Raw genomic sequence first — 25,734 nt, 5'->3', positions numbered from 1 at the left:
TAACTTAAGTTTATTTACGTTGGCTTTGCTTGTAGTTTCTGGGAGATTTTCCCATAAAATTCTTAAAAGTTCTGGAGAAATATAATGGGTCGTCAAAACCAATTTTATAGCTAATTTGTTTGATGCTTAAATCTGTATAGCTAAGATATTCACAAGCTTTTTGAACTTTTTTTAATTTAAAAAATACAAGTATAGGGTAGCCAGTTTCTAATTTGAATTTTGTGTGTAGATAAGATTTTGAGTAATTAAATTTAGATGCGATTTTATCAAGCGTAAAATTCTTGTCTAGATTGTTCATTAAGAATTCTTTGACAGAGTCTATTAGATTGTCTTTTGGGTGTGTGGTGCTAATCGAGTTAAGTTTGTGGTAAACAAATGAACTGATAAAATTCAAGCCTAATAGATTTGCATATTCAATACTGTCTAATAAATAATTATTGTTTAATAAATCGAAAATTTTATTAAATTGGTCAATAGTGTTTTTTGAGAAGGGGATGTTTTTATCGTTATTGATATTGTTTTTTGAGTATCGATTATATATTTTTTCGCTAATAGAACCCTTGAAATGAATCCAATAAATACTCCACGGATCATTGTCATCAGCCCTGTATTCGTGCCGAGTATTTCTTGGTATTATACAAAAATGATTTGGAGAGATTAAAGTTCTTTGATCTTCAATAGTAACTACTCCCTTTCCTTTGGTACAATATATGAAAATATACTCTTTGGCTCCTTTTTTTCTTAATCTATAATGATGGCTTGCAACCGGATAATAACCTAAGTCACTAATGTAAAATTGCTTAGAAATAGGGTTGGTTTTTATTTGTTCTATAATTGCTTTGGGAAATGCAATCATTTTTTGCCCAAGAAAACCTTCTTTTAAAGTATTTTTATCCATATTCCTGTTATTTTATTTTAATGTCAGAATTTAATGGTTAATTTTTTTTGTTGAATGAATAGTTTTTTATAGGTGTAAATATAAAAAATATAATTTTTAGCTAAATGTTTTGTGGTAAATAAAAATATTTTAAAATCCATGTGTCGTAAAAAAATTACTTCTTTTTGTTTCTAGTTACAAAAAAAAGTAATTCTGTATTGTTTTTTTTAAAAGTTGTTATTTATTTCTTACCAAAAATTTATTTTTTATGTTTTACATAAAGTTTAGTTGTAAATAATGTAAAAAAAAGTAAATAAAATATTATTGTCCATATATATGATTTTTTTGTCTATTCTGTCAGAAATTCTATAAGGTATATTTGTTAAAAATTAACATATTGTTGATATATATTTAAAATAAAATCAAAAAAAAGAGATATTGTTAATTTGTTTAGATAAAATCAAGATAACGGTTTTTACATTAAAAAATAGAAACGTCTATGTTTGATTAAGTAAAATAGAATAAAGCAAAACTAAATTAAACTAAAATGAAAACAATTAAAGTAAAATTGGTAACAGTAATCTGTCTGCTTGCAATTATAGTAGGTTGTGATGATTCTGTAGAGGTAGATTCGACACCAGAATTTATTTCATTCGTAAAAGAAATTTCGTCTTTACCCGGGCAAACACTTGTCTTTCAGGGGGTGGTTTCAGACCCTGCAGGAATAAGTTCGATTAATATTAAGTACGAACCTTGGTTTTTAGATAAAACTATTGTTAGAGACTCCTTAACTGATATTTACGAGTTGTCCTATCGTTTTAAAGTTCCAGATGGAGAAGAAATGAACAGTGTTCATAATATTCCAATTACAGTATCTAATATAGGAGGTAATATTTCAACAGATAATGTTGTTGTAACCTTAGATTTAGATGTGTCAAATCCAGTAATACAAATTGACAGTCCTGCTAATAATGCAACAGTTTTAATTGGGGCAGGAAACGAGATTGAACTAGATATTACTGTAACTGATGAAAACCTTGCAGAATTTAAAATAGAAAGTAGTGTGTTAAATGAAACGGTAGCTATATCGGGTCAGTCATATAATTACAAGAAATCTCTTGATATTTCCGATTTGGGGAACTACGAATTTACAATTACAACAACAGATGTTGCGGGTAATTTAGATTCGGCTACTGTGTCAGTAAACGTTCTTGATGAATTACTTTTTGATGTTATGTATGTTACTGATGTTACAAGTGATGCAGGTTTGAATGCTGATTTATTTGGTATTCCATACAATACCGAAGCAAGTACAGCCAGTTCAGAAGATGGTTATGTTTTTACGGCAAAGTATTACTCTGCACAAGAAAACTCAGAGGTTAGATTCATACCACAACAAGCGTCTTTTGCTCCTTACACTTTTGGTGCAGATTCAGGTGCAAGCGGAAAACTAGTGCTTGGAAGTGATGCAACAGTTAGTCCAATTATCGTTCCAGGAATTGGTTATTACGAAATTACAATGGATTTAAGAGATCAAACTTATTCGGTAGAGCCTTATACACCTTCAGATGATCCCTTTGATCAAATATACGTTCTAGGTACAGGGGTTTATATTGACGCAACAACCTCTACGTGTACTAATAATGCCGATGGTACAACACAATGTTGGCATTTTAAATCGGGTAAACCATTTGCAAAAGACTCTAGCAATCAATACCTATGGACTATTGATGTAAGTGTTCAGGATGAGCCAGCTCAAAATAATAACGGATTTATTTTAAATGCTAATCCTTCAGGATGGAGTCCTTTTTGGAGGGTAGATGGTAATGACCCATCAATCGCTATTCCTAATGGCGGGTCTAACTATATCTTCGATGATAGCGCGCTAAATAAAGATTACACATTTATTTTTGATACACATTTAAATAGACTTGTAGTTAAAACAAGATAATAAGTATTTAGAATAGATTAACAATAATTAAACATACATTAAATGAAACAAGTTCTATTAATTTTAATATTTTTTCTAGGTATTGTCTTCTCGGCAATTTCTCAAAACACTGTTGTGGGTACAATAACAGATGAATTAGGAGACCCAATACCAGGGGTAAGTGTACAAGAAAAAAACACATCTAACGGAATTGTATCTGATTTCGATGGGAATTACAAGATAAAAGTAGCTGAAAATGCTGTTTTAATATTTAGCTATTTAGGATTTAAAACACAAGAAATTGCTGTAAACGAAAGAAAGACTATTTCTGTAGTTTTAGTAACAGAAAACCAACAATTAGATGAAATAGTTGTAATTGGATATGGATCTGTAAAAAAAGATAAAATAGCTACTTCTATAGCAACCATAGAAGGTGAGGAAATCTCAAAACAGGTAGCTAGTAATCCTGCAGAGGCTTTGCAAGGAAAAGCGGCAGGGGTTCAAGTGTTGTCTTCAGGAGGTTCGCCTGGGGCGTCACCAAGAATTGTAATACGTGGTATTACTACAGCTAATGGTAGTACAAATCCACTTATTGTTATCGATGGAATTTTACAGCCAGATGGTACATCTTTAAACTCTGTAAATTCACAAGATATAGATAGTTTTCAAATTTTAAAAGATGCTGCAGCTTCAGCAATCTATGGTTCTAGAGCGTCAAATGGTGTTGTTCTAATTACAACAAAAAGGGGTAAATCTGGTAAATCAGTGGTTAGTTTAGATTTAAATTATGGTGTTCAGTACTGGCAAAAAATAGAAAGTGCAGATGCTCAAGAGTATATTCGAATAATGAATACCAGAAGAACTAACGATGGTAATTCACCTCTTTTTAATCCAGATGATTATCAAGGAGAAGGCACTGATTGGTGGAATGAAGTTGTTCAGAACTTTGCTCCAGTTTTAAATGCTAACGTAAGGGTTTCTGGAGGTTCAGATGAGTTAAAATATTCTGGAAGTGTTAGTGTTTTTGACCAGCAAGCAAATTACTCTAAAGGATTTTATCAAAGGATTACTGGAAGGTTTAATGTAGACTATAAGATTTCTGATAAAGTAACTCTTAAGCAAGATCTTAGTCCAAGAATTGAAAAATGGGAAAATACACCGAATTTGTTATTTAATTCAATGAGAATTGATCCTCTAACACCGGTATTTATTCCTCAAAGTGAACGAGTAGGTAGAAATGAATATAGTATTTTTGGTTTATCTCAAAATTTGGTACCAAATCCTGTTGCTCAGTTAGCTAGGCAGTTCAATGAAAATGATTTTTTTGGATTTTTCTCAAACACGCAATTAGATTATAAAATTTTACCAAGTTTAACATTTAGATCTCAATTAGGATTAAATATTTCTAGGCAAACTTCTCAAAATTTTAACCCTGAGTATTTTATTGGCCCAAACCGCCAATTAGAAATAAATAACCTAACCAAAAGAGTAACAAATAATTTTGATTATGTATTAAATAATACAGTAACATTCGATAAAACTATCAACGATAAACATTATTTAAATGTTACTGGAGGTATTGTGTTTGACTCTGAAAACTGGGATTATTTACAAGGTTATAGTGATGGAATTCCTAGCAACTCAAACATGAATTTGTGGCAACTAGACGCTGCAGAAGGTGAAACTATTAGAGCAAACGCTAACAAAGCAACAGATAATATTTTATCAGGTGTTTTTAGAGCCATATATAGTTATGATAATAAATACTTTTTTAATGGGTCTGTTAGGGTAGATCAATCTTCAAGATTCCCGAAAGACGGTAGAACAGGTGTGTTTTCAAGCGTGTCTTTTGCTTGGGATGTAGATTCAGAAGATTTCTTTAAAAGTGAGGTTATTAATAATCTAAGAGTTAAAGTTGGTGCTGGTGAAGTTGGTAATCAAAATATAAGTCGTAATGGTCAATTCTTTTCTATAGGTTCTGGTGATTTTGTATTTGGAGGTGATCGTGTTGTTGCTAACTTTCTGTCTCAATTCGGTAATCCAAATTTAAGATGGGAAACTGTTAGAGATAAGAATTTTGGGGTGTCAATAGGGTTGTTTAATAATGAAATTACTTTTGAGGCAGAGTATTATGAGAAAACTTCAGAAGACTTATTATTTAGTGTAGAAACACCAAACTATACTGGTATACCAGGTACTGTAGCACAAAATGTAGGTAGTTTTCAGTCTAAAGGTTTCGATGTAACTTTAGGGTATAATAAGAGTTGGAATGATTTTAAACTAGGTGCAAATTTAACATTATCTACTAATCAAAGTAAAGCAATAGAATTAGCTCCAGGTAATGAAGTAATCTTAGGGCAAAGAAGAGCGCGCTTAGGTAATAGATTTGTAAAAATTACAGAGTTAGGAGAAACTGTAGGTTTATTTCAAGGATATCAAACTGCAGGAATATTTCAAAATCAAACGGAGTTAAATTCACATACATCAGAAGATGGTACTATAATTCAACCAAATGCTCAGATTGGTGATTTACGATTTGTAGATCAAAATGGAGATGGTGTTTTAAATGATGATGATTTAACTACAATAGGAAATCCATTTCCAGATTTTTATGGTGGTTTAAATCTTAATATGAGTTATAAAGATTTTGATTTTTCAATGCAGTGGTATGGTACTTTTGGAAACGATGTATTTAATATAAACACAGAATATATACTTGCAGGTACACAAAATTTAAATGTATTAGCAGGTTTAGAAAACCAGGTTTGGTCTCCAACAAATACAGGTGCACAATACCCAAGATTAACAGAACTAGACAGAAATGGGAATTATCAAAATCCGTCAGATTTGTTTATAGAAGATGGTTCTTATTTAAGGTTGCGTAACATTCAGTTGGGTTATAATTTTAAATTAAAAGGGATTAGTAAAATGCGCCTTTACCTAGCAGGCCAAAATTTACTAACGTTAACAAAATACTCTGGCTTTGATCCTGAGGTAAGTAGTGGAGGTATTATTAACGGTCTAGGAGTTGATGCTTCAAGTAACCCTGTTGCAAAAACATTTTTATTAGGATTAAATTTAACATTATAAAATTATGAAAAAACTTATTTTATTTTTAGGGTTTTGTGTGGCTTTTCTAAGCGTAGGTTGCGATACAGACAAAATATTAGATCAACCTTTACAGGGTAGACAGCAATTAGATGATTTTTTCTCATCATCAGAAAATGCAGAGTCATTTGTAAATAGTATTTACCAAATGGTTAATGGTACAAATTGGAATCAAGTAAATTTTCAGCGTCAAATCAACGAAATGGCATCTGATGATAACTGGGCAGGAAATACAAGACAGCCAAGACCAGATATTACAGGTATAGCACAATATAATGTGTTTCCAGGTTCTACGTATTTTAACTTATTTTGGGAAAATCATTACATAGGTATAACAAGGGCTAATATAGCTCTAGATAGAGTTCCTGAGGTAGAAATTGATGATGAAACAAAAGCTAGATTAATTGCAGAAGCAAAGTTTTTAAGAGCGTTCTTCTATTTTGATTTAGTTAGAAACTTTGGAGGCGTACCTATTGTAACTACGTACAATGAAATTTTAGAACCAACAATTAATGATAAAGTTAGGTCTTCTGTAGCTGAGGTTTATGAGTTTATTGAATTAGATTTAAACGAGGCTATGAACTCGTTACCATTAAGAAGTCAGCAGAATTCAGAACAGGCAGGAAGAGCAACTAAGGGTGCAGTACAATCTTTATTGGCTAAAGTGTATCTCTTTGAAGAAAAATGGGCAGAAGCTCAGGCAATGGCAAAAACTGTTATGGATTCAGGGGAGTATAGTTTAGAGGCAGATTTTGCAGATATTTATAAGGTAGGGAACTTAAATAGCGTTGAAACTATTTTTGAAATCCAATACATTAATAACCCAACATTTAATGGTGTTGGTGGTCAGTTTTCCATCACTAACGGAAGTCGTGGAGATCGTGGATGGGGATGGACATCACCTTCAAGTGATTTGGAAAATGCTTTTTTAAGTGAAGGTGATAATATTAGATTAAGGTCTACAATTATAAAACACGGAGAACCTGTTTTTGGTGATCCAGCTGTTACAGAGTTTGACGCTAAACCATCAGAAAATAAATCTGGTCGTACCAATAGAAAGTATTATATACCTGTAGATGAAAGACCAGATCCATATCAAAGAGGTCAATTGCCATTACATTACATTCATTTAAGATTAGCAGATGTTATTTTGATACACGCAGAAGCTGCTTATTTTAATGGAGATGAAACAGCTGCAAAAAGCTCTTTGCAATTGGTTAGAGATCGAGTTCAATTGCCTTCTAAAAATAATTTATCTGGAGACGCCTTAAGAGATGCAATATGGAAAGAAAGAAGATTAGAGTTGGCTTTAGAACAGCATAGGCTTTATGATCTTAGAAGACAAAAAATAAATGGAGTTCCTAGAATTGCTTTAATACTGGGGCCAAATGGTTCTTTTGTAAAGTACAATACAGAGGTAAGTACAGATCCTTTTGAGACAACTAATTTATTGGAACCTCAAAATAGTGGAGCATTATTTGACCCTAATATTCACTTATTATGGCCAATACCACCAGAAGAGATTCAATTGTCTAGAGGTAATATCGTGCAGAATCCTGGATATTAATTCGGTTTTAATAAATACAATATGTTAAATAAGTATTTTAATTATTTTTTTGGTGTAGTTTTTAGTTTGGTTTTTGTGGGCTGTAGTCAAGATATGGCTACAGATCCAAATGACCCAAAATTTGATGTTCCTGAAGAAGGTATAATACTTAACATTAATAACACATTTCAAGTTATAGATCATTTTGGTGCTTCAGGTGGTTTTCAAGATCAATGGGTCGGAAAATGGCCTGATGCATCCAAAAATAAAGTGGCTGAATTGCTTTTTAGTTCAGATACTGATGTGCAAGGTAATCCTAAAGGAATTGGTTTGTCTTTATGGAGAACAATTATAGGTGATGGAGCAGCTGATCAAGCTAATAGTGGTTTTTCTGCCTCCAATTGGTTTAGAGAAACAGAGTGTTATTTAGATGCTTCTGGAAATTATAACTGGTCAAAGCAGCAGGGAGAGCAGTGGTTTATGAACAAAGCAAGAGAATTTGGAGTTTCTAAATTTACTACATGGGCAACAGCACCTCCTTATTTTATGTCTAAAAATGGTTATGTTTTTAGTACTCCAGATGTGAGTAATTTTAATTGTAAGCCAGAAAATTATACTAAATATGCAGATTTTTTAGCAACTGTAGTGAAGTATTATGAAGATCAAGGTTTTAATATAACAACTGTGTGTCCGTTTAATGAAACTCAATATCAATGGAATGCAGCTGCAGGTTCTGCTCAGCAATCAGGAACAAGGGCAACAAATGCAGAAATAGCTCAAGTAACTAAAATTATCGATAACGCATTTACTCAAAAAGGTGTAAAAGCAAAAATTATGCTTCCAGAAGCAGCGCAACTAAAATATTTGTTTGAAGGTGGTAATAACACTAGTAATCAGGTTAATGATTTTTTTAGTGAGTCTAGTTCAAATTATATTGGAAATTTAAAAAACTTATCTAAATACATAGCGGGTCACAGTTATTTTAGTAACGGTACTACTCAAGAGTCTTTAAGACAAAGAAAAACGTTAAAAACAACTTTAGCAAATTACAACTTAGATTATTGGCAGACAGAATATAGTCTATTAGGTACTGGTTATCAACAAGGTTTAGATGTTTCAACTTTTTCAGAAATTGATTATGCATTATGGATGGCTAGAATCATTCATACTGATTTAGCTTTTGGAAATGCTACAGGTTGGAGTTTTTGGACGGCTTTAAATCAATCGACTTTTGGAGATCATCCTTTCCGCTTTAATTTAATTCTATATCAACCAAATTCAAACAGTCCTGCACATACCGATGGTACTTTTACTCCTAATAAACTTCTTTGGGCGTTAGGTAATTATAGTAGGTTTGTTAAACCAGGAATGGAAAGGTTTGAGGTTGTTGATGCAGATTACAATGATGAAACATCGGTTGAAAACTTTATGATTTCAGGTTACAAAAATCAAAATACAAAAGAAATTGTATTGGTATGTGTTAATAACACCGATACAAACAGAGATTTAAAATTAGAAAATTATAGTACGGATTTTGAAGTCAAAGGAGATGCTTTTGAGGTATATACAACCTCAAATTCAAGTAATCTAAGAAAATCTACAGCCTCTGTAGAGTCTGTTAGTATCCCTAAGAAATCTATAGTAACATTAAAAGCGGTCTTAAAGTAAGTCTAGCTGAAAAAAATTAATTAAAATAAAATCAGTACAACATGAAAAAGTATATCGAATTGAGATCTTTTTTTTTAGTTATAATATTTGGTCTTTTTGTTTTCGCTTGTTCAAGTGAGGGAGGTACAGATCCCAACGATCCTATTTTTGATGATATTGGTGATGGAGGTGATGTCACAGGTGATATAGCATTTGATATAACACTTAATGTTGATGCAACTGATGGTGTAAATATAAATCCAGATATATTTGGAGTAAATAATGATTGGAGGAGAGTGCCGAATACGGGTTTTTCTACTTTTACAAATACGCTTGAAGATATGGGGTTAAATTCTAAAGTTTTTAGATTTCCTGGTGGTTGGGAGTCAGAATTTTATGCTTGGACAAGTAATACAACTCCTAATTGGAACGACGCTCCAGCAGAACCTGGGGCTTCTGTATCTGCACTAAAAGAGAACTTCAATAATTACAGTATAGTAATTCCTACTGTAGATGCTATGAATGCAAACCCTGGTTCTTCTCAATGGAACAATGCAGTACGAAAGTTAGAGCAAGTTGCAGAAAATGCGATTGAAGCATCAGGTATTGATAATGGTATTGTAGAGATTGGTAATGAGTGGTGGTTACAATGGGCAGGAGGTGTCTCTAGGGCTCAGAAGTTAGATAAATATGTAAAAGTTGCTATGGAAATAGCAGAGCATTTAGATGAAAAATACCCAAATCACACCTTTAAACTTTTAGTGAATGGTGATTATACTTTTCCTGATGAGTTTACAACGATGAAGCAGAAATTTACAAAAGCATACGATGTTATAGATGGTGTGGCTTTACATACTTATACAGGGTATACAACAAATACACACAATATAAAAGACTTAGAAAAAAGAATAATAGATTGTGCTAATAACTTCAACCCAAACAAAAATTTCAAGTATTTGTCAGAGTGGATGCCCTCTAGAGACTATAATGAAAGAGCGCTTTATATGGAGGCAGCTAATATTATTCCAGATATAATTCATATTTACGCAAGATCTGGTTCTGAAGCAGCAGCTTATTGGCCACCAGTAAACACTCCTGTTCCAGGTTTAGGTTTAACGAATTGGAATTTTTCTAAAATTTTCCCAACAGGTCAAATTTTAGGAGAAATGGCAAGTGAATATAAAGGTAAGGCATTAAAAACAACATCTAATACATTTCATATTGCAGCAGCTTTACAAGATGCAAGCACTATGGTTTTATATGTTACAGGAGCTAGAGAAAGTGGTAAAAAAGTTGGAGTCAAAGTAGATGGATTTACCATAACTTCTATAGAAAGCGTTCATCGTTTTGTTCCTTTTGATTATAATGATACAGCCAAAGCAGAACCATATATAACAGAAGTAGCTTCTGCAAAATTATCTTCAAATAATGAAGTAGTTTTTGATATAAATAAAGAGGGTTTACATCAAATATATAAAATTATTTTAAAGGGTAACTAGTTCTTTAATATAAGTGTTTTTGTCCATATTTGTGCTCTTGATGTCTATTTTCATTAATTGATGTTTTGTTAATTTTGTTAATGAAATAGATTGGTAAATTAGGTTTTTGGTAATTTTTTACAGTAAATGAATAAGAGTAGTATTTTATATGTTTTTATAATTTTTATTTTTCTGATAAATTGTGAGTCTAAAGCTCAACAACAAGTTTCAAAAATAAATATTAATTCTAAAGAAGTATATCAAACAATTGAAGGTTTTGGTGCGTCTGATGCATGGAGATGTCAATTTGTTGGTAAAAATTGGCCTGAACAAAAAAGAAAAAAAATAGCCAGGTTACTTTTTAGTCAAGAAGTTGACAAACAAGGAAACCCAGAAGGAATTGGATTATCAATTTGGAGATTTTATATAGGTGCAGGAACAACCGAACAAAAAGATAGTTCTTATATAGAAAATGAATGGAGAAGAAGTGAATCTTTTTTAGATGTTAAAGGAAATTATGATTGGACAAAACAGAAAGGGCAACAATGGTTTTTAAATTCAGCTAAAAAATATGGAGTAGATCAATTTTTAGCATTTTCTATTTCAGCTCCTGTTCAATGGACAAAAAACGGAAAAGGTTTTAATGGCGATAATAAAGATGGAGAGATAAATTTAAAACCAGAGCATTTTGATGATTACGCTCAGTTTATGGTTGAGTTTTTAAAACACTTTAAATCTAAAGGTATTGCTTTTGATTATTTAAGTCCAATTAACGAACCCCAATGGGATTGGGAAAAAAAATCGCAAGAAGGAACACCAGCAACCAATGCTAATATTTTAAAAATTTCAAAATCATTAAATCAGAAAATAGAAGAAAATAATCTATCAACAAAGATTGTATTAGGAGAAGCTGCAGATTTACGTTGGTTGTATTCCGATTTTGGTAAACCAGAAAGAGGAAATCAAATAGAGTACTTTTTCAATCCCAATAATAAAATAGAAAATGTAAAACAAACCATTTCAGGTCACAGTTATTTTACAACCTGGCCAGTAGATAGTTTAATATCAATAAGAAAAAAATTAAGTAGTAAATTAAAAGCGTACAACGTAAATTATTGGCAAAGTGAGTTTTGTATCCTTGAAAATACAGATGACATTGGAGGAGGATGGAAAAGAGATTTAGGTATAAATACTGCACTTTATGTAGCACGTGTAATTCATGCAGATTTAACTATTGCAAATGCAAGTTCTTGGCAGTGGTGGACAGCCTTAACAAATGCCAACTTTAAAGACGGTTTAATTTATTTAGATACAGGAGATCAAAAAGATTTATACAATTTGAATAAAATGAAATCGGATGGAAATTTCCATGATTCTAAATTATTATGGGCTTTTGGTAATTTTTCAAGATTTATTAGGCCTAACATGCAACGTATAAAGATTCAATTAAATGAAAAGAAAACATTAAAAAAACAATATAAAGATTTAATGTTGTCTGCTTATATAGATAAGAAGACGTCAAAATTAGTAATCGTTGCCATAAATTACAGTGATACAGATAAAACAATTGATTTTTCAGGTTATAACATTCAAGCTAAATACGAAACATCAAAAGATAAAAATTTAGAGCATCAAAAAGTAACGAAACAAATAATAACAGTAAGTGGACGTTCAGTAAATACATTAATAGGTAGTACATCCAAATAAAAATACATCAGTAAATGAAATTTAAAAATAATTTTTTAGAATCAGTTTTAAGCCTTTGTTTAGTTGCCATTTTATTAAATGGCTGTAAGGATAAAGAGGGGAAAAGTAATAATAGTACTCAAAAAAAACCGAATATCGTTTTTATTTTGGCAGATGATCTTGGTGCTCATGATTTAAGCTATTCAGGTAGTAAATATTATGAAACGCCAAGTATTGATGCTATTGCCAATGAAGGAGTACAATTTACGCAAGGATATGCTGCAGCTCAAGTATGTAGCCCATCTAGAGCAAGTTTAATGACAGGGCAATATACTGCTCGTCATGGAGTAACAGATTGGATTGGTGCTGCAACTGGAAAAAAATGGGGAGATTATTACAACACTAAAGTGATGCCACCAGAGTACGCTCATGCTTTGCCAGAAGAGAGTATTACAATTGCGGAAGCTTTAAAACAAAACGGATACAAAACTTTTTTTGCAGGAAAATGGCATATAGGTGATGAACCTTATTCACCAGAAAATAATGGATTTGATATTAATATTGGTGGATGGGAAGTTGGTGGACCAAAAGGAGGATATTATGCTCCTTGGAGAAATCCAAAGTTAGATTACAAATACGAAGGAGAGAATTTAACTAAGCGATTGGCTTTAGAAACTGCAGATTTTATTTCAACTAATAAAGACGAACCATTTTTTGCTTTCTTGTCCTTTTACGCAGTTCATGGTCCTATTCAAACTACACAAGAAAAATGGAGTAAATATAGAAATAAAGCAGAAGCTCAAGGTATACCTGAATCTGGTTTTGAAATGGAGGCAAGATTACCTATCAGAAATGTACAAGATAATCCTATTTACGCAGGTTTAGTAGAATCTATGGATGATGCTGTTGGTGTTGTTTTAAAAAGATTAAAAGAATTAGGAATTGATGATAATACAATAATAGTCTTTACTTCTGATAATGGAGGGGTTGCTAGTGGAGATGCATTTTCTACGACTAATTTTCCATTAAGAGGGGGAAAAGGATATCAATGGGAAGGTGGTATTAGAGAGCCTTTTTTGATCAAAGCACCAATGTTAAAAAACACACCTAAATCTATTGATTATCCTGTTTCAGGTATCGATTTTTATCCTACACTTTTAGATTTAGTTGGTGCTAAGAAAGATCCTAAACAGATTATTGATGGAGTAAGTTTAGTACCATTATTAAAAGGAAAACCTCTAGATACAAGACCATTATTTTGGCATTATCCTCATTATGGTAATCAAGGAGGTGATCCTGTAAGTATCATCAGAAAAGAAGAGTATAAATTGATTCACTATTGGGAAGATGGGCATGATGAGTTATATAATTTATCAAATGATCCAGGAGAGAAAAATGATATTTCTAAAAAAGAAGAAGTAATTGCTAAAAGTTTAAGAGTAGAGTTAGATACATATTTAAAAAATATGAATGCTAAAATACCTGAAGTTTATGCCGATTATGATGCAGCTAAAGCAGCAAAAAAACAAGAGGAAAGAAGAACAAAAATGCTACAACGTTTAGAAAAACAGCGTAAAAACTTTTTGAGTAAAGATTTTGATCCTAAGAATAACTGGTACGACAGTAGCTTAAATACAAAAGATTAAGAAATAAACAATACCAGACAATTACAATTAATCGACCAAAATCACAATTTATGTCTAAAACTAAATTTAACTTTACCTACCTTCTTTTTTTAGCACTAGTTTCTGCTATGGGAGGGTTTCTCTTTGGCTACGATTGGGTAGTTATAGGAGGAGCAAAACCATTTTACGAACTCTTTTTTGATATTAGTTCACAACCAACATTACAAGGTTGGGCAATGAGTAGTGCGTTAATTGGCTGTATTTTTGGGGCAGTTATCTCTGGTTTTGTCGCGGATAAATTTGGTAGAAAACAACCTTTAATTTTAGCTGCAGCTTTGTTTACGTTATCTGCATTTGGTACAGGTTATGTAAATGAATTTACTCCCTTTATAATTTATCGTCTTATAGGTGGTTTAGGTATTGGCTTAGCGTCTACTTTATCGCCAATGTATATTGCAGAAATAGCACCAGCAAAATATAGAGGGCAATTTGTAGCAATTAATCAATTAACACTAGTAATAGGAATTTTAGCTGCTCAGGTTGCTAACCTTTTTATTGCAGAAGCTATACCAGATGGTTTTTCGCCTGAAATGATTTTAGGTTCGTGGAACGGTCAAACCGGATGGCGTTGGATGTTTTGGGCAGAATTGATTCCTGCAGTTTTATTTTTTGGTTTGTTGTTTATTGTACCTAAAAGCCCAAGATTTTTAGTAAAAATAAACAATAATGATACTGCCAAATTGATTTTATCTAGAATAGGTGGAACTAGTTATGCAGAAGAAGAGTTAGCTAATATTAAGCAAACACTTCAAGAAGGAAGTACTTCAAAAATTAGTTTTTCTGATTTTAAAAGTCCAAAGATTAAACCGATCCTAATTATAGGTGTTGTTTTGGCAATATTCCAACAGTGGTGTGGTATCAATATTATTTTCAATTATGCTGAAGAAATTTTTACAGCAGCAGGTTATAGTGTTGGAGATATGTTATTTAACATTGTAATTACTGGTAGTGTAAACCTGATATTTACACTTGTTGCAATGCGAACTGTAGATAGTTGGGGTCGTAGAAAATTAATGCTATTAGGTTCTATTGGTTTAGGTGTTGTATACATCATTTTAGGAGGAGCTTATTATATGGAGTTTACTGGGTTACCTGTTTTAATTTTAGTGATTACTGCCATTGCAATTTATTCGATGTCTCTAGCACCAATTACTTGGGTAGTTTTATCAGAAATCTTTCCAAATAAAATAAGAGGTGTAGCAATGTCTATCGCAACATTTTCACTATGGGTAGCTTCATTTATATTAACCTTCACTTTTCCAATTTTAAATGATGCTTTAGGAGCTTCAGGTACATTTTGGGTATATGGATTCATCTGTATTGCAGGGTTTTTATTTATAAAAAATAAATTACCAGAAACAAAAGGAAAAAGCTTAGAAGAAATAGAGTTAGAACTAACAAAAGATAAAGAGTAAATGATAAAATTAAAAAATTATATAACTCTGATTGCTATATTTTCAATGAGTTTAAACTTTGCTTGTGCGCAAGAATTTTCTAATTCAAATAAGGATATTGTAAAGCATTATTTAGATTCACTAAAAAAAGAATTAAAAGTAAAGTGGCCAAAGAATAGAACTATTAATCTAGTTTTTCACGGGCATTCTGTTCCTACAGGTTATACTACAAGAGGTGTTATAGATCGCTCAAATTCTTATCCATATAGAACCTTAAAAAAGGTCAACGACTTTTATCCGTATTCTGTGGTAAATACCATCACAACTTCAATTGGTGGAGAACAAGCAGAACAAGGGGCAAAACGTTTTAAAGCTGAGGTGTTAAATCATAGGCCAGATGTGCTTTTTATTGATTACGGATTAAACGATAGAAGTATTGGTTTAGAACGAGCAAAAATTGCTTGGGAGCAAATGATAAAAGAAGCCTTGCATTATGGAACAAAAGTAATTTTGCTAACTCCTACACCAGATTTAAAAGAAGATATTTCTTCAAACGAGACTCCTTTAGCGAAACATAGTGAACAAATTAGGGCTTTGGCAAAAAAATATAAAGTGGGTTTGGTTGATAGTTACAAGTTATTTAAAGACTTAGCAGTAATTCAACCATTAAGAGGGTATATGTCTCAAAACAATCATATCAATCAAAAAGGACATCAATTTGTTGCTGATGCTATTTTCGAATATTTCAAAATACATTAATACAAGAAAGAATATAAACTAAATGAAGTTATTAAAAACCATAAAAGTTATTGCTATTTGCTCATTTTTATTAGCACTCAATGCTTGTACAGATAAAGAGCAAATACAAATAGATTTATCTGGCAATTGGAGTTTTAAAATTGATTCTTTAAATGTAGGAGAAAAGCAAAACTGGTTTTTAGATAAACTATCAGATACTATTAAGTTGCCAGGTTCTATGGCAGAAAATGGTAAAGGAAATGATATTACTGTAAACACGAATTATACGGGTAATATGTGGAATGATAGTTTGTGGTATACAGACCCAAAAATGGCAAAGTACAGAAAAGAAGGAAATATTAAAATTCCTTTTTGGTTGCAACCTGTTAAAGATTATAAAGGAGCTGCTTGGTATCAAAAAACGGTAACTATTCCAGAAAATTGGAATGGTAAAACCATCAAACTGCATTTAGAACGTGTGCACTGGGAGTCTACAGTTTGGGTAGATAACAAAAAAGTAGCCATGCAAAATAGTCTAGCCACAGCACATAATTATGACTTAAGTGATTTCTTAACTTCAGGAGTTCATACTATTTCTATTCGAGTTGATAATAGCATTAAAAACATTAATGTTGGTAAAGATGCCCATAGTATTTCTGATAACACACAGACAAACTGGAATGGTATTGTTGGTGGTATTAAGCTTAACGTTTCTCCTAAATTGTCATTAGGGGTAGTAAAATTGTATCCAAATGTTTCTGCTAATTCAGTGAAAGTAGTTGCCCAAATACAAGGTAACACAGAAAATGTTAAACCAGAATTAACGCTTCAAGTTAGTGAAAAATCAAATAAAAAAAATACTATAAAAGCAGTTATAAAAGATATACAACTAGATGTTGATAATAAAGTTGTTGTAAATTTTGATATGGGAGAGAACCCTAAGCTTTGGGATGAATTCAACCCAAATCTTTATGAGATGCAGCTTGTTTTAAAATCTAATAAAACTGTTGATGCAAAACGTATAGATTTTGGTATGCGAGAGTTTAAAGCTGATGGAACTATTTTTAAAATAAATAACCGCCCTATATATTTAAGAGGAACTCTAGAGTGTGCAATTTTTCCAAAAACGGGCTATCCTCCAACAGATGTAGATTCGTGGAAACGAATTCTAAAAATTATTAAATCACATGGATTAAATCATGTTCGTTTTCACTCTTGGTGTCCACCTGAAGCAGCATTTATAGCAGCTGATGAAATGGGCGTGTATATTCAAGCAGAAGCATCTGCTTGGTTAGCTAATTTAGGAGATGGAACACCAGTTGATAAATGGTTGTATAAAGAAGGTGAAGCGATTATTGATGCTTATGGAAATCATCCTTCTTTTGTTTTAATGACTTATGGAAATGAGCCTAGTGGAAAATATCACAAAGAATATTTAACCAAATACGTAAATCATTTTAAAAATTTAGATAACAGACGTTTGTATACAAGTGGTGCAGGGTATCCGTATTTGCCAAATATGGATTATTATAATCATAGAGGTCCTAGAATTCAAGGTTGGAATGAAAATTTAAAAAGCGTAATTAATGCCAAAGCTCCTCAAACAGTATTTGATTGGAGCAAGTTTATAGATAAAACCCCAATGCCTTATGTAAGCCATGAAATGGGGCAATGGTGTGTGTATCCTAACTTTAAAGAAATGTCTAAGTACACTGGTGTTTTAAAACCTAAAAACTTTGAAATTTTTAAAGAAACTTTAGAAGAAAATGGGATGAGTGAATTGGCAGAGGATTTTTTGATGGCTTCAGGAAAATTGCAAACCCTTTGTTATAAAGCAGATATTGAAGCGGCTTTAAGAACCAAAGGAATGGCTGGTTTTCAATTACTAGATTTACATGATTTTCCTGGACAAGGGACAGCTTTAGTGGGGGTTTTAGATGCTTTTTGGGATGAAAAAGGATACGTAACTCCAGAAGAATTTAAACAGTTTAGTGGAAAAACAGTTCCGTTAGCGCGTTTAGAAAAAAGAACTTTTGAAAATAAAGAAACTTTATCGGCAACCATTGAAATTGCTCATTTTGGAGAAAAAGCATTGCAAAATGTAACTCCAAAATGGACATTCACAAAGCCTGATGGGAGTATTTTTTCTAAGGGAGAATTAAAAACAACCAACATCCCGTTAGGAAATGGAACTCAATTAGGTGTAATAAATCAATCCTTTAAGAAAATTACTAAAGCCCAAAAATTAACATTAAGTATTGCTGTTAATGAATTTAAAAACAGCTGGGATGTTTGGGTGTATCCTACTGAAAAACCAACAATAGAAACTACAAAAAACTATAAAATAACCAGTAAGTTAGATGAGAAAACATTAGCCTATTTAAAAAATGGTGGAAGTGTTTTGTTAAACATAACCAAAGGAGACATTACTTCAGAATATGGTGGAGAAATTGGAATTGGGTTCTCAAGTATTTTCTGGAATACCTCTTGGACTAAAGAACAGAAACCACATACATTAGGAATCCTTTGTGATCCTAAGCACCCTGCTCTGGCTCATTTTCCAACAGAATACCACTCTAATTGGCAATGGTGGGATGCTATGAGTCATTCTAACGCTATCATTTTTGATGAAATTCCAGAAATTAATCCAATAGTTAGAGTAATTGACGATTGGTTTAAAAACAGAAAAACAGCACTACTTTTTGAAGCTAAAGTAGGTAAAGGAAAACTTCTGTTTTCTGGAATAGACTTACACACAAATTTAGAAGAAAGATTAGAAGCAAAACAGTTATTGTATAGTTTAGAAAACTATGTGTCAAGTGATGCTTTTAATCCTAAAATAGACCTAAAAGAGAAACAATTAAAACAAATGTTAAAGTATTAATACTCACTTTTTTGAGTGTTATGTAAAACAAAGTCATATGAGAACTGTAAAAGCCTGGGAGGAGAAAGTGATGATTCCTACTTATGAAGTTGGAACTCCAGAAAAATATCCTGTTTTTTTAGAAAAACGAGTATATCAAGCAAGTAGTGGAGCAGTATATCCACATCCTGTAATAGAAAAGATTAGCGATACAAAAGTAGATAAAGAATGGGATGCTATTTTTATAGAAAATGATTATATAAAATTAATGATTTTACCTGCTTTAGGTGGAAGAATTCAAAGAGCTTATGATAAAATTCGTAAACGTGACTTTGTATATTATAATCATGTAATAAAACCAGCACTAGTAGGTTTAACTGGTCCTTGGATTTCTGGAGGAATAGAATTCAACTGGCCACAACACCATAGACCAAGTACTTACGACCCAACAGATTTTTATATAGAAGACAATGAAGATGGTAGTAAAACTATTTGGGTAAGCGAATTAGAACGTATGTTCCGTACAAAAGGTATGGCAGGTTTTACCTTACATCCGGATAAAGCTTACATAGAAATTAAAGCGCATTTGTACAACAGAACACCTCATCCACAGACTTTTTTGTGGTGGGCAAATCCTGCTGTAGCAGTTAACGATCATTATCAATCTGTATTTCCTCCTGATGTAAATGCCGTTTTTGACCACGGAAAACGTGATGTTTCTGAATTTCCAATTGCAAAAGGAGAATACTACAAAGTAGATTACGCACCAGGTACAGATATTTCTAGATATAAGAACATTCCAGTGCCAACAAGTTACATGGCAATTACGTCTAAATATGATTTTGTGGGTGGTTATGAAAATGATTCAAAAGGAGGATTATTACACGTAGCAGACCATAATGTTTCACCAGGTAAAAAACAATGGACTTGGGGTAATGGAGAATTTGGAAAAGCTTGGGATCGAAATTTAACAGATGCAGATGGACCATATATCGAATTAATGTGTGGTGTGTACACAGACAATCAACCAGATTTCTCTTGGATGCATCCTTACGAAGAAAAAAGCTTTAAGCAGTATTTTATGCCTTATTATAATGTTGGTGTAGTAAAAAATGCAACAAAAGAGGCTTTAGTAAACCTAGAAATGGTTGATGGTAAAGCTTTAGTAAAAGTTCATGTTACGTCGACTTATAATAACTGTGTAATTACTTTAAAAGCAAATGATACAGTATTGCACGAAGAAGTTTTAAACCTTTCTCCAGAAGTAGGTTTCGAACAATCTGTAGAAATAGGAAGTAATACGTTTGATAATTTACAAATATCAGTAAATGATGCTGCTGGTAAAGTATTGGTTTCTTGGGAACCAGACAAAGATTTATCTGAAGAAATTCCTGAGCCAGCAAAAGCTGCAAAAGATCCTAAAGATATAGATACTGTAGAAGGTTTGTATTTAAGAGGTTTACATTTAGAGCAGTACAGACATGCCACTTTTAATGCCACAGATTATTACGAAGAAGCGTTAAGAAGAGCACCAAAAGATGTGCGTTGTAATAATGCAATGGGGCTTTGGTTTATGCGCAAAGGGCAATTAGAAAAATCTATCAAATATTTTAATACTGCTATTGAAACTTTAACAAGTCATAATCCAAATCCGTATGATGGAGAACCTTATTTTAATAAAGGATTGGCTTTAAATTTCTTAGGTAAAAAAGAAGAAGCCTATGCTAGTTTCTTTAAAGCATGTTGGAATGCACAATGGCAAGATGCAGGTTACTTTAATTTGGCTCAAATAGATTGCTCTAAAGGCGATTTAGAAAAAGCGTTAGACCTTGTAGATAGAGCATTAATTAAAAACTGGCACAATCATAAAGCAAGACATTTAAAAGTTATTATTTTAAGAAAGCAGGGTAAAATTGAAGCAGCTAATAAATTAATAGAAGAATCTTTAGCTATCGATAAGTTCAATTTTGGTATTTTATATGAACGTTATATTTTATCAGAAAAAAAAGAAGATTTAGAGGTTCTTAAACATATTTTAAGAAATAATGCGCATAATTATATTGAGTTTTCTTTAGATTATGCTTCTGCAGGTCAGTTTGATGAAGCTGTTGCTTTATTAAAAGTACATACAGAAGAGAATACTAAGGTTTATCCTATGGTATATTATTTTATGGGATGGTTTTATGACCAAAAAGGGGATCATACAAATGCATTAGAAGCTTATAAAAAAGCATCTCAAATGCCAGATAAATATTGTTTCCCAAATAAAATAGAAGAAGTTTTAGCGTTACAGGCTGCATGTAAAGCAAACCCATCTGATGCTAAAGCATTTTACTATGTAGGTAATTTTTGGTTTGCAAATAGACAATATGTAGAAGCGCAAGAATGTTGGGAAACATCTGTGAAGTTAGATGACCGTTTTGCAATCATTCATCGTAATTTGGCACTGTTGTACTACAACAAAACCAATCAAAAAGAGTTGGCCGTAAAACATCTAGAAAGAGCCTTTAAGATAGATAATACAGATGCTAGATTGTTAATGGAACTTGATCAATTGTATAAGAAAATAAATGTTTCTATAGACAAGCGTTTATCTCTCTTAGAGCAATATATAGAGTTAACCAATTCTAGAGACGATTTATATTTAGAGCGTATTTCTCTGTATAATTTAAAAGGCGACTTTGAAAAAGCCAAAGAATTGATAGAAAATCGTCAGTTTCATCCTTGGGAAGGAGGAGAAGGTAAAGTGCCATTTCAATATTTAACCTGTTATACAGAACTGGCTAAGAAAAACATCAACCTTAAGAATTTTGATTACGCAATAGAGTTGTTAATAGCAGCAAAAACGTATCCTCATAATTTGGGAGAAGGTAAATTACATGGTACAGTTGAAAATGATATTGATTATTGGTTGGGTTGCGCCTATGAAGGTTTAGGTGATAAAGAAACAGCAAAAACTTATTTTGAAATGGCTTCAGAAGGGTTAAGTGATCCTAGTCCTGCAATATTTTATAACGATCAGCAACCAGATAAAATATTCTACCAAGGTTTAGCTTTACAAAAATTAGGAAAATCTAAAAAAGCAGAAAAGAGATTTGATAATCTCTTAAACTATGGTATAGAGCATATGAACGATAATGTAAAATTAGATTACTTTGCAATTTCACTACCAGATTTATTAATTTGGGAAGAGGATTTAAACGTTATCAACAAAATACATTGTAACTATTTAATTGGTCTTGGTCAATTAGGTAAAGGTAATGATGCTGAGGCTATTGAAGCTTTTGATAAAGTAAAACATACGAACCTATCTCACATACCAGCTAATATTCATGCACAATTGGTTGGTGTTTCATAATATTACTAAACTTCATGAACTTTAAATATTTAATATATTACAGTATTATTTTCTTCCTTATGGGAGTAAATAGTACTGTTTTTTCTCAAAAGAATAAACCCAATATTGTCATCATTTATGTAGATGATTTAGGTTTTGGTGATATTGGAGTAAATGGAGCAATTGGGGTAAAAACACCTTATATAGATACTTTAGCAAAAAACGGTTTAAATCTTACTGATGCACACTGTTCTGCTGCAACTTGTACACCATCTCGTTATTCGTTATTAACAGGTAGTTACGCTTTTAGAAGTAATGCTGCTATTTTAGAGGGTGATGCTCCCTTAATAATAGATCCCCAAAAAGAGACGTTACCAAAAATGTTGCAAAAAGCAGGATACACAACAGGTGTAGTTGGTAAATGGCACTTAGGTTTGGGTAAAGGAAAAATAGACTGGAACAAGCGTATTCCTTTAGGTCCAAAAGAAGTTGGTTTTGATTATAGTTTTTTAATTCCTGCAACTGGAGATAGAGTTCCTACTGTATTTTTGGAAAACCAAGAAGTTGTTGGTTTAGATATTAATGATCCAATAACTGTAAGTTATGGTACTAGAATTGAAGGTTATCCTTGGGGATTTAAACATCCAGAATTATTAAAACAACATACAGATCCTTATCATCAAGGAGCTGTAATTAATGGAATTAGTAGAATTGGTTACATGAAAGGCGGAAAAGATGCGCTTTGGGTTGATGAAGATATCCCTTTTGTATTAACCAAAACCGCTAAAGGTTTTATAGAAGATCATAAAGAAAAACCATTCTTTTTATATTTTTCTTTACACGATATTCATCAACCAAGAATAGCCAATATTAAGTTTGTAGAAAGCAGTACTATGGGACCTCGTGGAGATGTTATTGCGCAAATGGATTGGTGTGTAGGTCAAATTACAGAAAGTCTAAAAAAACAAAACCTTTTAGAAAATACGTTAATCATTTTTACAAGTGATAACGGACCTATTTTAGATGATGGATATGTAGATTATGCTAGAGAATTAGTTGGAGACCATAAACCAGGAGGTATTTTTAGAGGGAGTAAATATTCTGTTTATGAAGCAGGAACAAGAATGCCAACTATAGTACATTGGCCAAAAGAAGTAAAACCAGGTACGAGTTCTGCATTGTTATCTCAAGTAGATTTGTACAAATCTCTGGCTTGTTTAGTAAAGCAAGATGTTGAAAAAGATGCTGCTCCAGATAGCCAAGATTTTTTAAAGTCGTGGTTAGGGAAATCGAATAAAGGGCGTAAATTTTTATTAGAAGAAGCGTATACTTACGGTTTAAGAATGGGAAAGTGGAAATACATACAACCTAAAAAGAAACCTGTACCTAATTGGATTGTTCAAAAATTTGTAGATCCAGGATTTAGAGAAGAAGTGCAATTATTTAATTTGGATGATGATCCATCAGAAAAAAATAATATAGCTTTAAATTACCCAGAAGTTGTTGCTAAAATGAAGGCAAAATTAAGTGAAATTTTAGGAGAATAAACTGTTATGAAATACGTATTCTACATATTATGCTGTTTAACGATTTTATCTTGTAAATCTCAAGATAAACCAAATGTTCTATGGATAACCATTGAGGATACTTCTCCACAATTTATCGGGTCTTTTGGTAATGAGAACGCTAGTACACCTGTAATAGATAAATTGGCAAAAGAAGGTGTTCGTTTCACCAATGCATTTTCAACTGGTACTGTATGTTCAGCAAGTAGATCTACCATAATTACAGGAGCTAGAACTTTTAGAACTGGTACAGGGCACCAAAGAAGTCAATATCCAATTCCAAATTATATAAAAGGATTTTCTTATTATTTAAAACAACTAGGATATTATACTACTAATAATTCAAAAACAGATTATAATATTGCTAACGAAAGAGAGTTCATAAAAGAAGCTTGGGACGAAAGTTCTAATAAAGCAACTTGGAAAGATAGACAAGAAGGGCAACCTTTTTTTTCAGTATTTAATTTTGCTGAGTCACATCAATCAAGAACCATGTCTTGGTCTTTTAAGCAATATGTAAAGCATGTTTGGAATCATCTACCAGAAGAAGATAGAATAGCCGATAATGCTTTTGAAATGCCTCCTTTTTATAATGACACTCCAGAAATGCGTAAGCAATTTGCAAGAGTTTATAATTCTATTAAATTAACTGATAATAGAATTGGTGAATTACTACAAAAGCTAAAGGATGATGGCTTAAAAGATGATACTATTATTTTCTTTTATGGAGATCATGGAGAAGGAATTCCAAGAGGAAAAACTAATGGAATAAATTTAGGATATAGAGTACCATTTATAGTTTGGTTTCCAGAAAAATACAAGCATTTATCACCTTGGAAAACAGGAGAGGTTTCTGAAGAACTTATTAGTTTTGAAGATTTAGGGCCAAGTATGATAGATTTATTAGGAGGAGAAGTGCCAGAACACATGAAAGGAAAAAAACTTTTCAGTGGTAATTCAAATGATAAGAATGAGTTGTTATTACTTTCTACAGATCGAGTAGATAATGGCTTAGATTTAGTAAGAAGTGTAACAGATGGAAAGTATATTTATTCAAGAAACTATATGCCATTTATACCAGAAGTGCGTTATATCAATTATTTAGAAATAGCAGATATAACCAAACACATGCGAAAAGACTTAAAAGACGGTAAACTTAATGCATTACAGTCTGGTATTTTTAATGAACGACCATACGAAGTATTATATGATATTGAAAATGATATTTGGGAAACCAATAATTTAGCTGGTAATCCAAAGTATAAGTCTATTGTTGATAATATGAGGCAATTTATGGATGCTGAGCTTTTAAAGGCGAAAGACATCATGTTTATGCCAGAATATGAAATGGCTAAAATTTCAGAAAGACAAACACCTTACGAATACCGTTTAAAAACATCCGAATATAATTTTGATGAGATTTACAAAGTAGCATCTTTGTCTGGTAAAAAAGGAAAAGATATTACTAAAGCTCAAATAGCCTACTTAAAGCATAAAAATGCTATGGTACGTTATTGGGCAAGTATTGGATTAATGTCTCAAGACAAAGCTTCTTTACAATCTTATCAAAAGCAATTAAATAAATCGCTTTTAGATAATTACCCTCCAGTTTCTATAACGATTTCTGCTTTATTATATCAAAAATTTGATAAAAATAATAAGGCAATAGAAGTTTTAAACAAATATTGTAAGAGTAGCAATCAAGATTGGCAGTTATCCTTAATGAGTATAAATTATATGCTTTATTTTAAAGATAGAAAACCATTTGAAACAGCAGTTGTAGAGCTATTAGAAAGACCTAATCTTAAAGGGCATGTTAAGAGTGCATGCCATGATTTTATCAATAGTCAAAAAATAAAAAACACGATTTAAGCAGTACA

Annotated in this window: 14 protein-coding genes; 13 read left to right on the top strand and 1 reads right to left on the bottom strand. The window is 32.0% G+C overall.

The annotated features are described in order from the left end of the window. Positions 1-10: 10 nt before the first annotated feature. Positions 11-898, bottom strand: coding sequence for an AraC family transcriptional regulator (locus ACW9UN_RS09745; protein ID WP_459486075.1), 888 nt, complete (start codon positions 896-898; stop codon positions 11-13). Between the two features lie 526 nt (positions 899-1,424). On the opposite strand from ACW9UN_RS09745, the gene ACW9UN_RS09740 reads away from it, so the two are divergent. The 13 genes from ACW9UN_RS09740 to ACW9UN_RS09680 all read left to right on the top strand — a co-directional run bounded on the left by ACW9UN_RS09740 (position 1,425) and on the right by ACW9UN_RS09680 (position 25,726). Next, complete coding sequence (locus ACW9UN_RS09740) at positions 1,425-2,828, top strand: hypothetical protein (RefSeq protein ID WP_459486074.1); 1,404 nt, start codon at positions 1,425-1,427, stop codon at positions 2,826-2,828. A 42-nt stretch (positions 2,829-2,870) separates the two neighbouring features. Continuing rightward, positions 2,871-5,897 carry a SusC/RagA family TonB-linked outer membrane protein gene (locus ACW9UN_RS09735; protein ID WP_459486073.1) on the top strand — a complete coding sequence of 1,009 codons (3,027 nt, stop codon included), beginning with the start codon at positions 2,871-2,873 and terminating at the stop codon, positions 5,895-5,897. 4 nt (positions 5,898-5,901) lie between these two features. Continuing rightward, on the top strand, positions 5,902-7,482 hold the full coding sequence (locus ACW9UN_RS09730) for a RagB/SusD family nutrient uptake outer membrane protein (protein ID WP_459486072.1): 1,581 nt from the start codon (positions 5,902-5,904) through the stop codon (positions 7,480-7,482). 21 nt (positions 7,483-7,503) lie between these two features. Further along, on the top strand, positions 7,504-9,129 hold the full coding sequence (locus ACW9UN_RS09725) for a glycoside hydrolase (protein ID WP_459486071.1): 1,626 nt from the start codon (positions 7,504-7,506) through the stop codon (positions 9,127-9,129). A gap of 41 nt (positions 9,130-9,170) precedes the next feature. Further along, on the top strand, positions 9,171-10,607 hold the full coding sequence (locus ACW9UN_RS09720; RefSeq protein WP_459486070.1) for a hypothetical protein: 1,437 nt from the start codon (positions 9,171-9,173) through the stop codon (positions 10,605-10,607). 126 nt (positions 10,608-10,733) lie between these two features. Continuing rightward, the gene (locus tag ACW9UN_RS09715; protein ID WP_459486069.1) at positions 10,734-12,293 is read left to right on the top strand and encodes a glycoside hydrolase; all 1,560 of its coding nucleotides are present in this window, start codon (positions 10,734-10,736) and stop codon (positions 12,291-12,293) included. Positions 12,294-12,307: 14 nt separating this feature from the next. Next, positions 12,308-13,918, top strand: coding sequence for a sulfatase (locus ACW9UN_RS09710; RefSeq protein WP_459486068.1), 1,611 nt, complete (start codon positions 12,308-12,310; stop codon positions 13,916-13,918). A 50-nt stretch (positions 13,919-13,968) separates the two neighbouring features. Next, positions 13,969-15,372 carry a sugar porter family MFS transporter gene (locus tag ACW9UN_RS09705; RefSeq protein ID WP_459486067.1) on the top strand — a complete coding sequence of 468 codons (1,404 nt, stop codon included), beginning with the start codon at positions 13,969-13,971 and terminating at the stop codon, positions 15,370-15,372. Positions 15,373-15,417: 45 nt separating this feature from the next. Then, complete coding sequence (locus tag ACW9UN_RS09700) at positions 15,418-16,110, top strand: SGNH/GDSL hydrolase family protein (RefSeq protein ID WP_459486066.1); 693 nt, start codon at positions 15,418-15,420, stop codon at positions 16,108-16,110. A 22-nt stretch (positions 16,111-16,132) separates the two neighbouring features. Continuing rightward, the gene (locus ACW9UN_RS09695) at positions 16,133-18,973 is read left to right on the top strand and encodes a glycoside hydrolase family 2 protein (protein ID WP_459486065.1); all 2,841 of its coding nucleotides are present in this window, start codon (positions 16,133-16,135) and stop codon (positions 18,971-18,973) included. A 37-nt stretch (positions 18,974-19,010) separates the two neighbouring features. After that, positions 19,011-22,310, top strand: coding sequence for a DUF5107 domain-containing protein (locus tag ACW9UN_RS09690; RefSeq protein ID WP_459486064.1), 3,300 nt, complete (start codon positions 19,011-19,013; stop codon positions 22,308-22,310). Between the two features lie 59 nt (positions 22,311-22,369). After that, entirely contained in the window at positions 22,370-23,836 is a 1,467-nt protein-coding gene (locus tag ACW9UN_RS09685) for a sulfatase family protein (protein ID WP_459486063.1), read from the top strand. Positions 23,837-23,842: 6 nt separating this feature from the next. Next, positions 23,843-25,726, top strand: a complete 1,884-nt coding sequence (locus ACW9UN_RS09680; protein ID WP_459486062.1) for a sulfatase family protein — start codon at positions 23,843-23,845, stop codon at positions 25,724-25,726. Positions 25,727-25,734 lie beyond the last annotated feature (8 nt).

It is taken from the genome of Polaribacter litoreus, from assembly GCF_054584775.1.
Note: the sequence above shows the minus strand (reverse complement) of the source record. Positions and strands in the feature narration are given on the sequence as shown.

Bases quoted from the DNA above. Each gene is read 5' to 3' on its own strand.
- ACW9UN_RS09745 (WP_459486075.1), bottom strand. From the start codon at position 898: ATGGATAAAAATACTTTAAAAGAAGGTTTTCTTGGGCAAAAAATGATT.
- ACW9UN_RS09740 (WP_459486074.1), top strand. From the start codon at position 1,425: ATGAAAACAATTAAAGTAAAATTGGTAACAGTAATCTGTCTGCTTGCA.
- ACW9UN_RS09735 (WP_459486073.1), top strand. From the start codon at position 2,871: ATGAAACAAGTTCTATTAATTTTAATATTTTTTCTAGGTATTGTCTTC.
- ACW9UN_RS09730 (WP_459486072.1), top strand. From the start codon at position 5,902: ATGAAAAAACTTATTTTATTTTTAGGGTTTTGTGTGGCTTTTCTAAGC.
- ACW9UN_RS09725 (WP_459486071.1), top strand. From the start codon at position 7,504: ATGTTAAATAAGTATTTTAATTATTTTTTTGGTGTAGTTTTTAGTTTG.
- ACW9UN_RS09720 (WP_459486070.1), top strand. From the start codon at position 9,171: ATGAAAAAGTATATCGAATTGAGATCTTTTTTTTTAGTTATAATATTT.
- ACW9UN_RS09715 (WP_459486069.1), top strand. From the start codon at position 10,734: ATGAATAAGAGTAGTATTTTATATGTTTTTATAATTTTTATTTTTCTG.
- ACW9UN_RS09710 (WP_459486068.1), top strand. From the start codon at position 12,308: ATGAAATTTAAAAATAATTTTTTAGAATCAGTTTTAAGCCTTTGTTTA.
- ACW9UN_RS09705 (WP_459486067.1), top strand. From the start codon at position 13,969: ATGTCTAAAACTAAATTTAACTTTACCTACCTTCTTTTTTTAGCACTA.
- ACW9UN_RS09700 (WP_459486066.1), top strand. From the start codon at position 15,418: ATGAGTTTAAACTTTGCTTGTGCGCAAGAATTTTCTAATTCAAATAAG.
- ACW9UN_RS09695 (WP_459486065.1), top strand. From the start codon at position 16,133: ATGAAGTTATTAAAAACCATAAAAGTTATTGCTATTTGCTCATTTTTA.
- ACW9UN_RS09690 (WP_459486064.1), top strand. From the start codon at position 19,011: ATGAGAACTGTAAAAGCCTGGGAGGAGAAAGTGATGATTCCTACTTAT.
- ACW9UN_RS09685 (WP_459486063.1), top strand. From the start codon at position 22,370: ATGGGAGTAAATAGTACTGTTTTTTCTCAAAAGAATAAACCCAATATT.
- ACW9UN_RS09680 (WP_459486062.1), top strand. From the start codon at position 23,843: ATGAAATACGTATTCTACATATTATGCTGTTTAACGATTTTATCTTGT.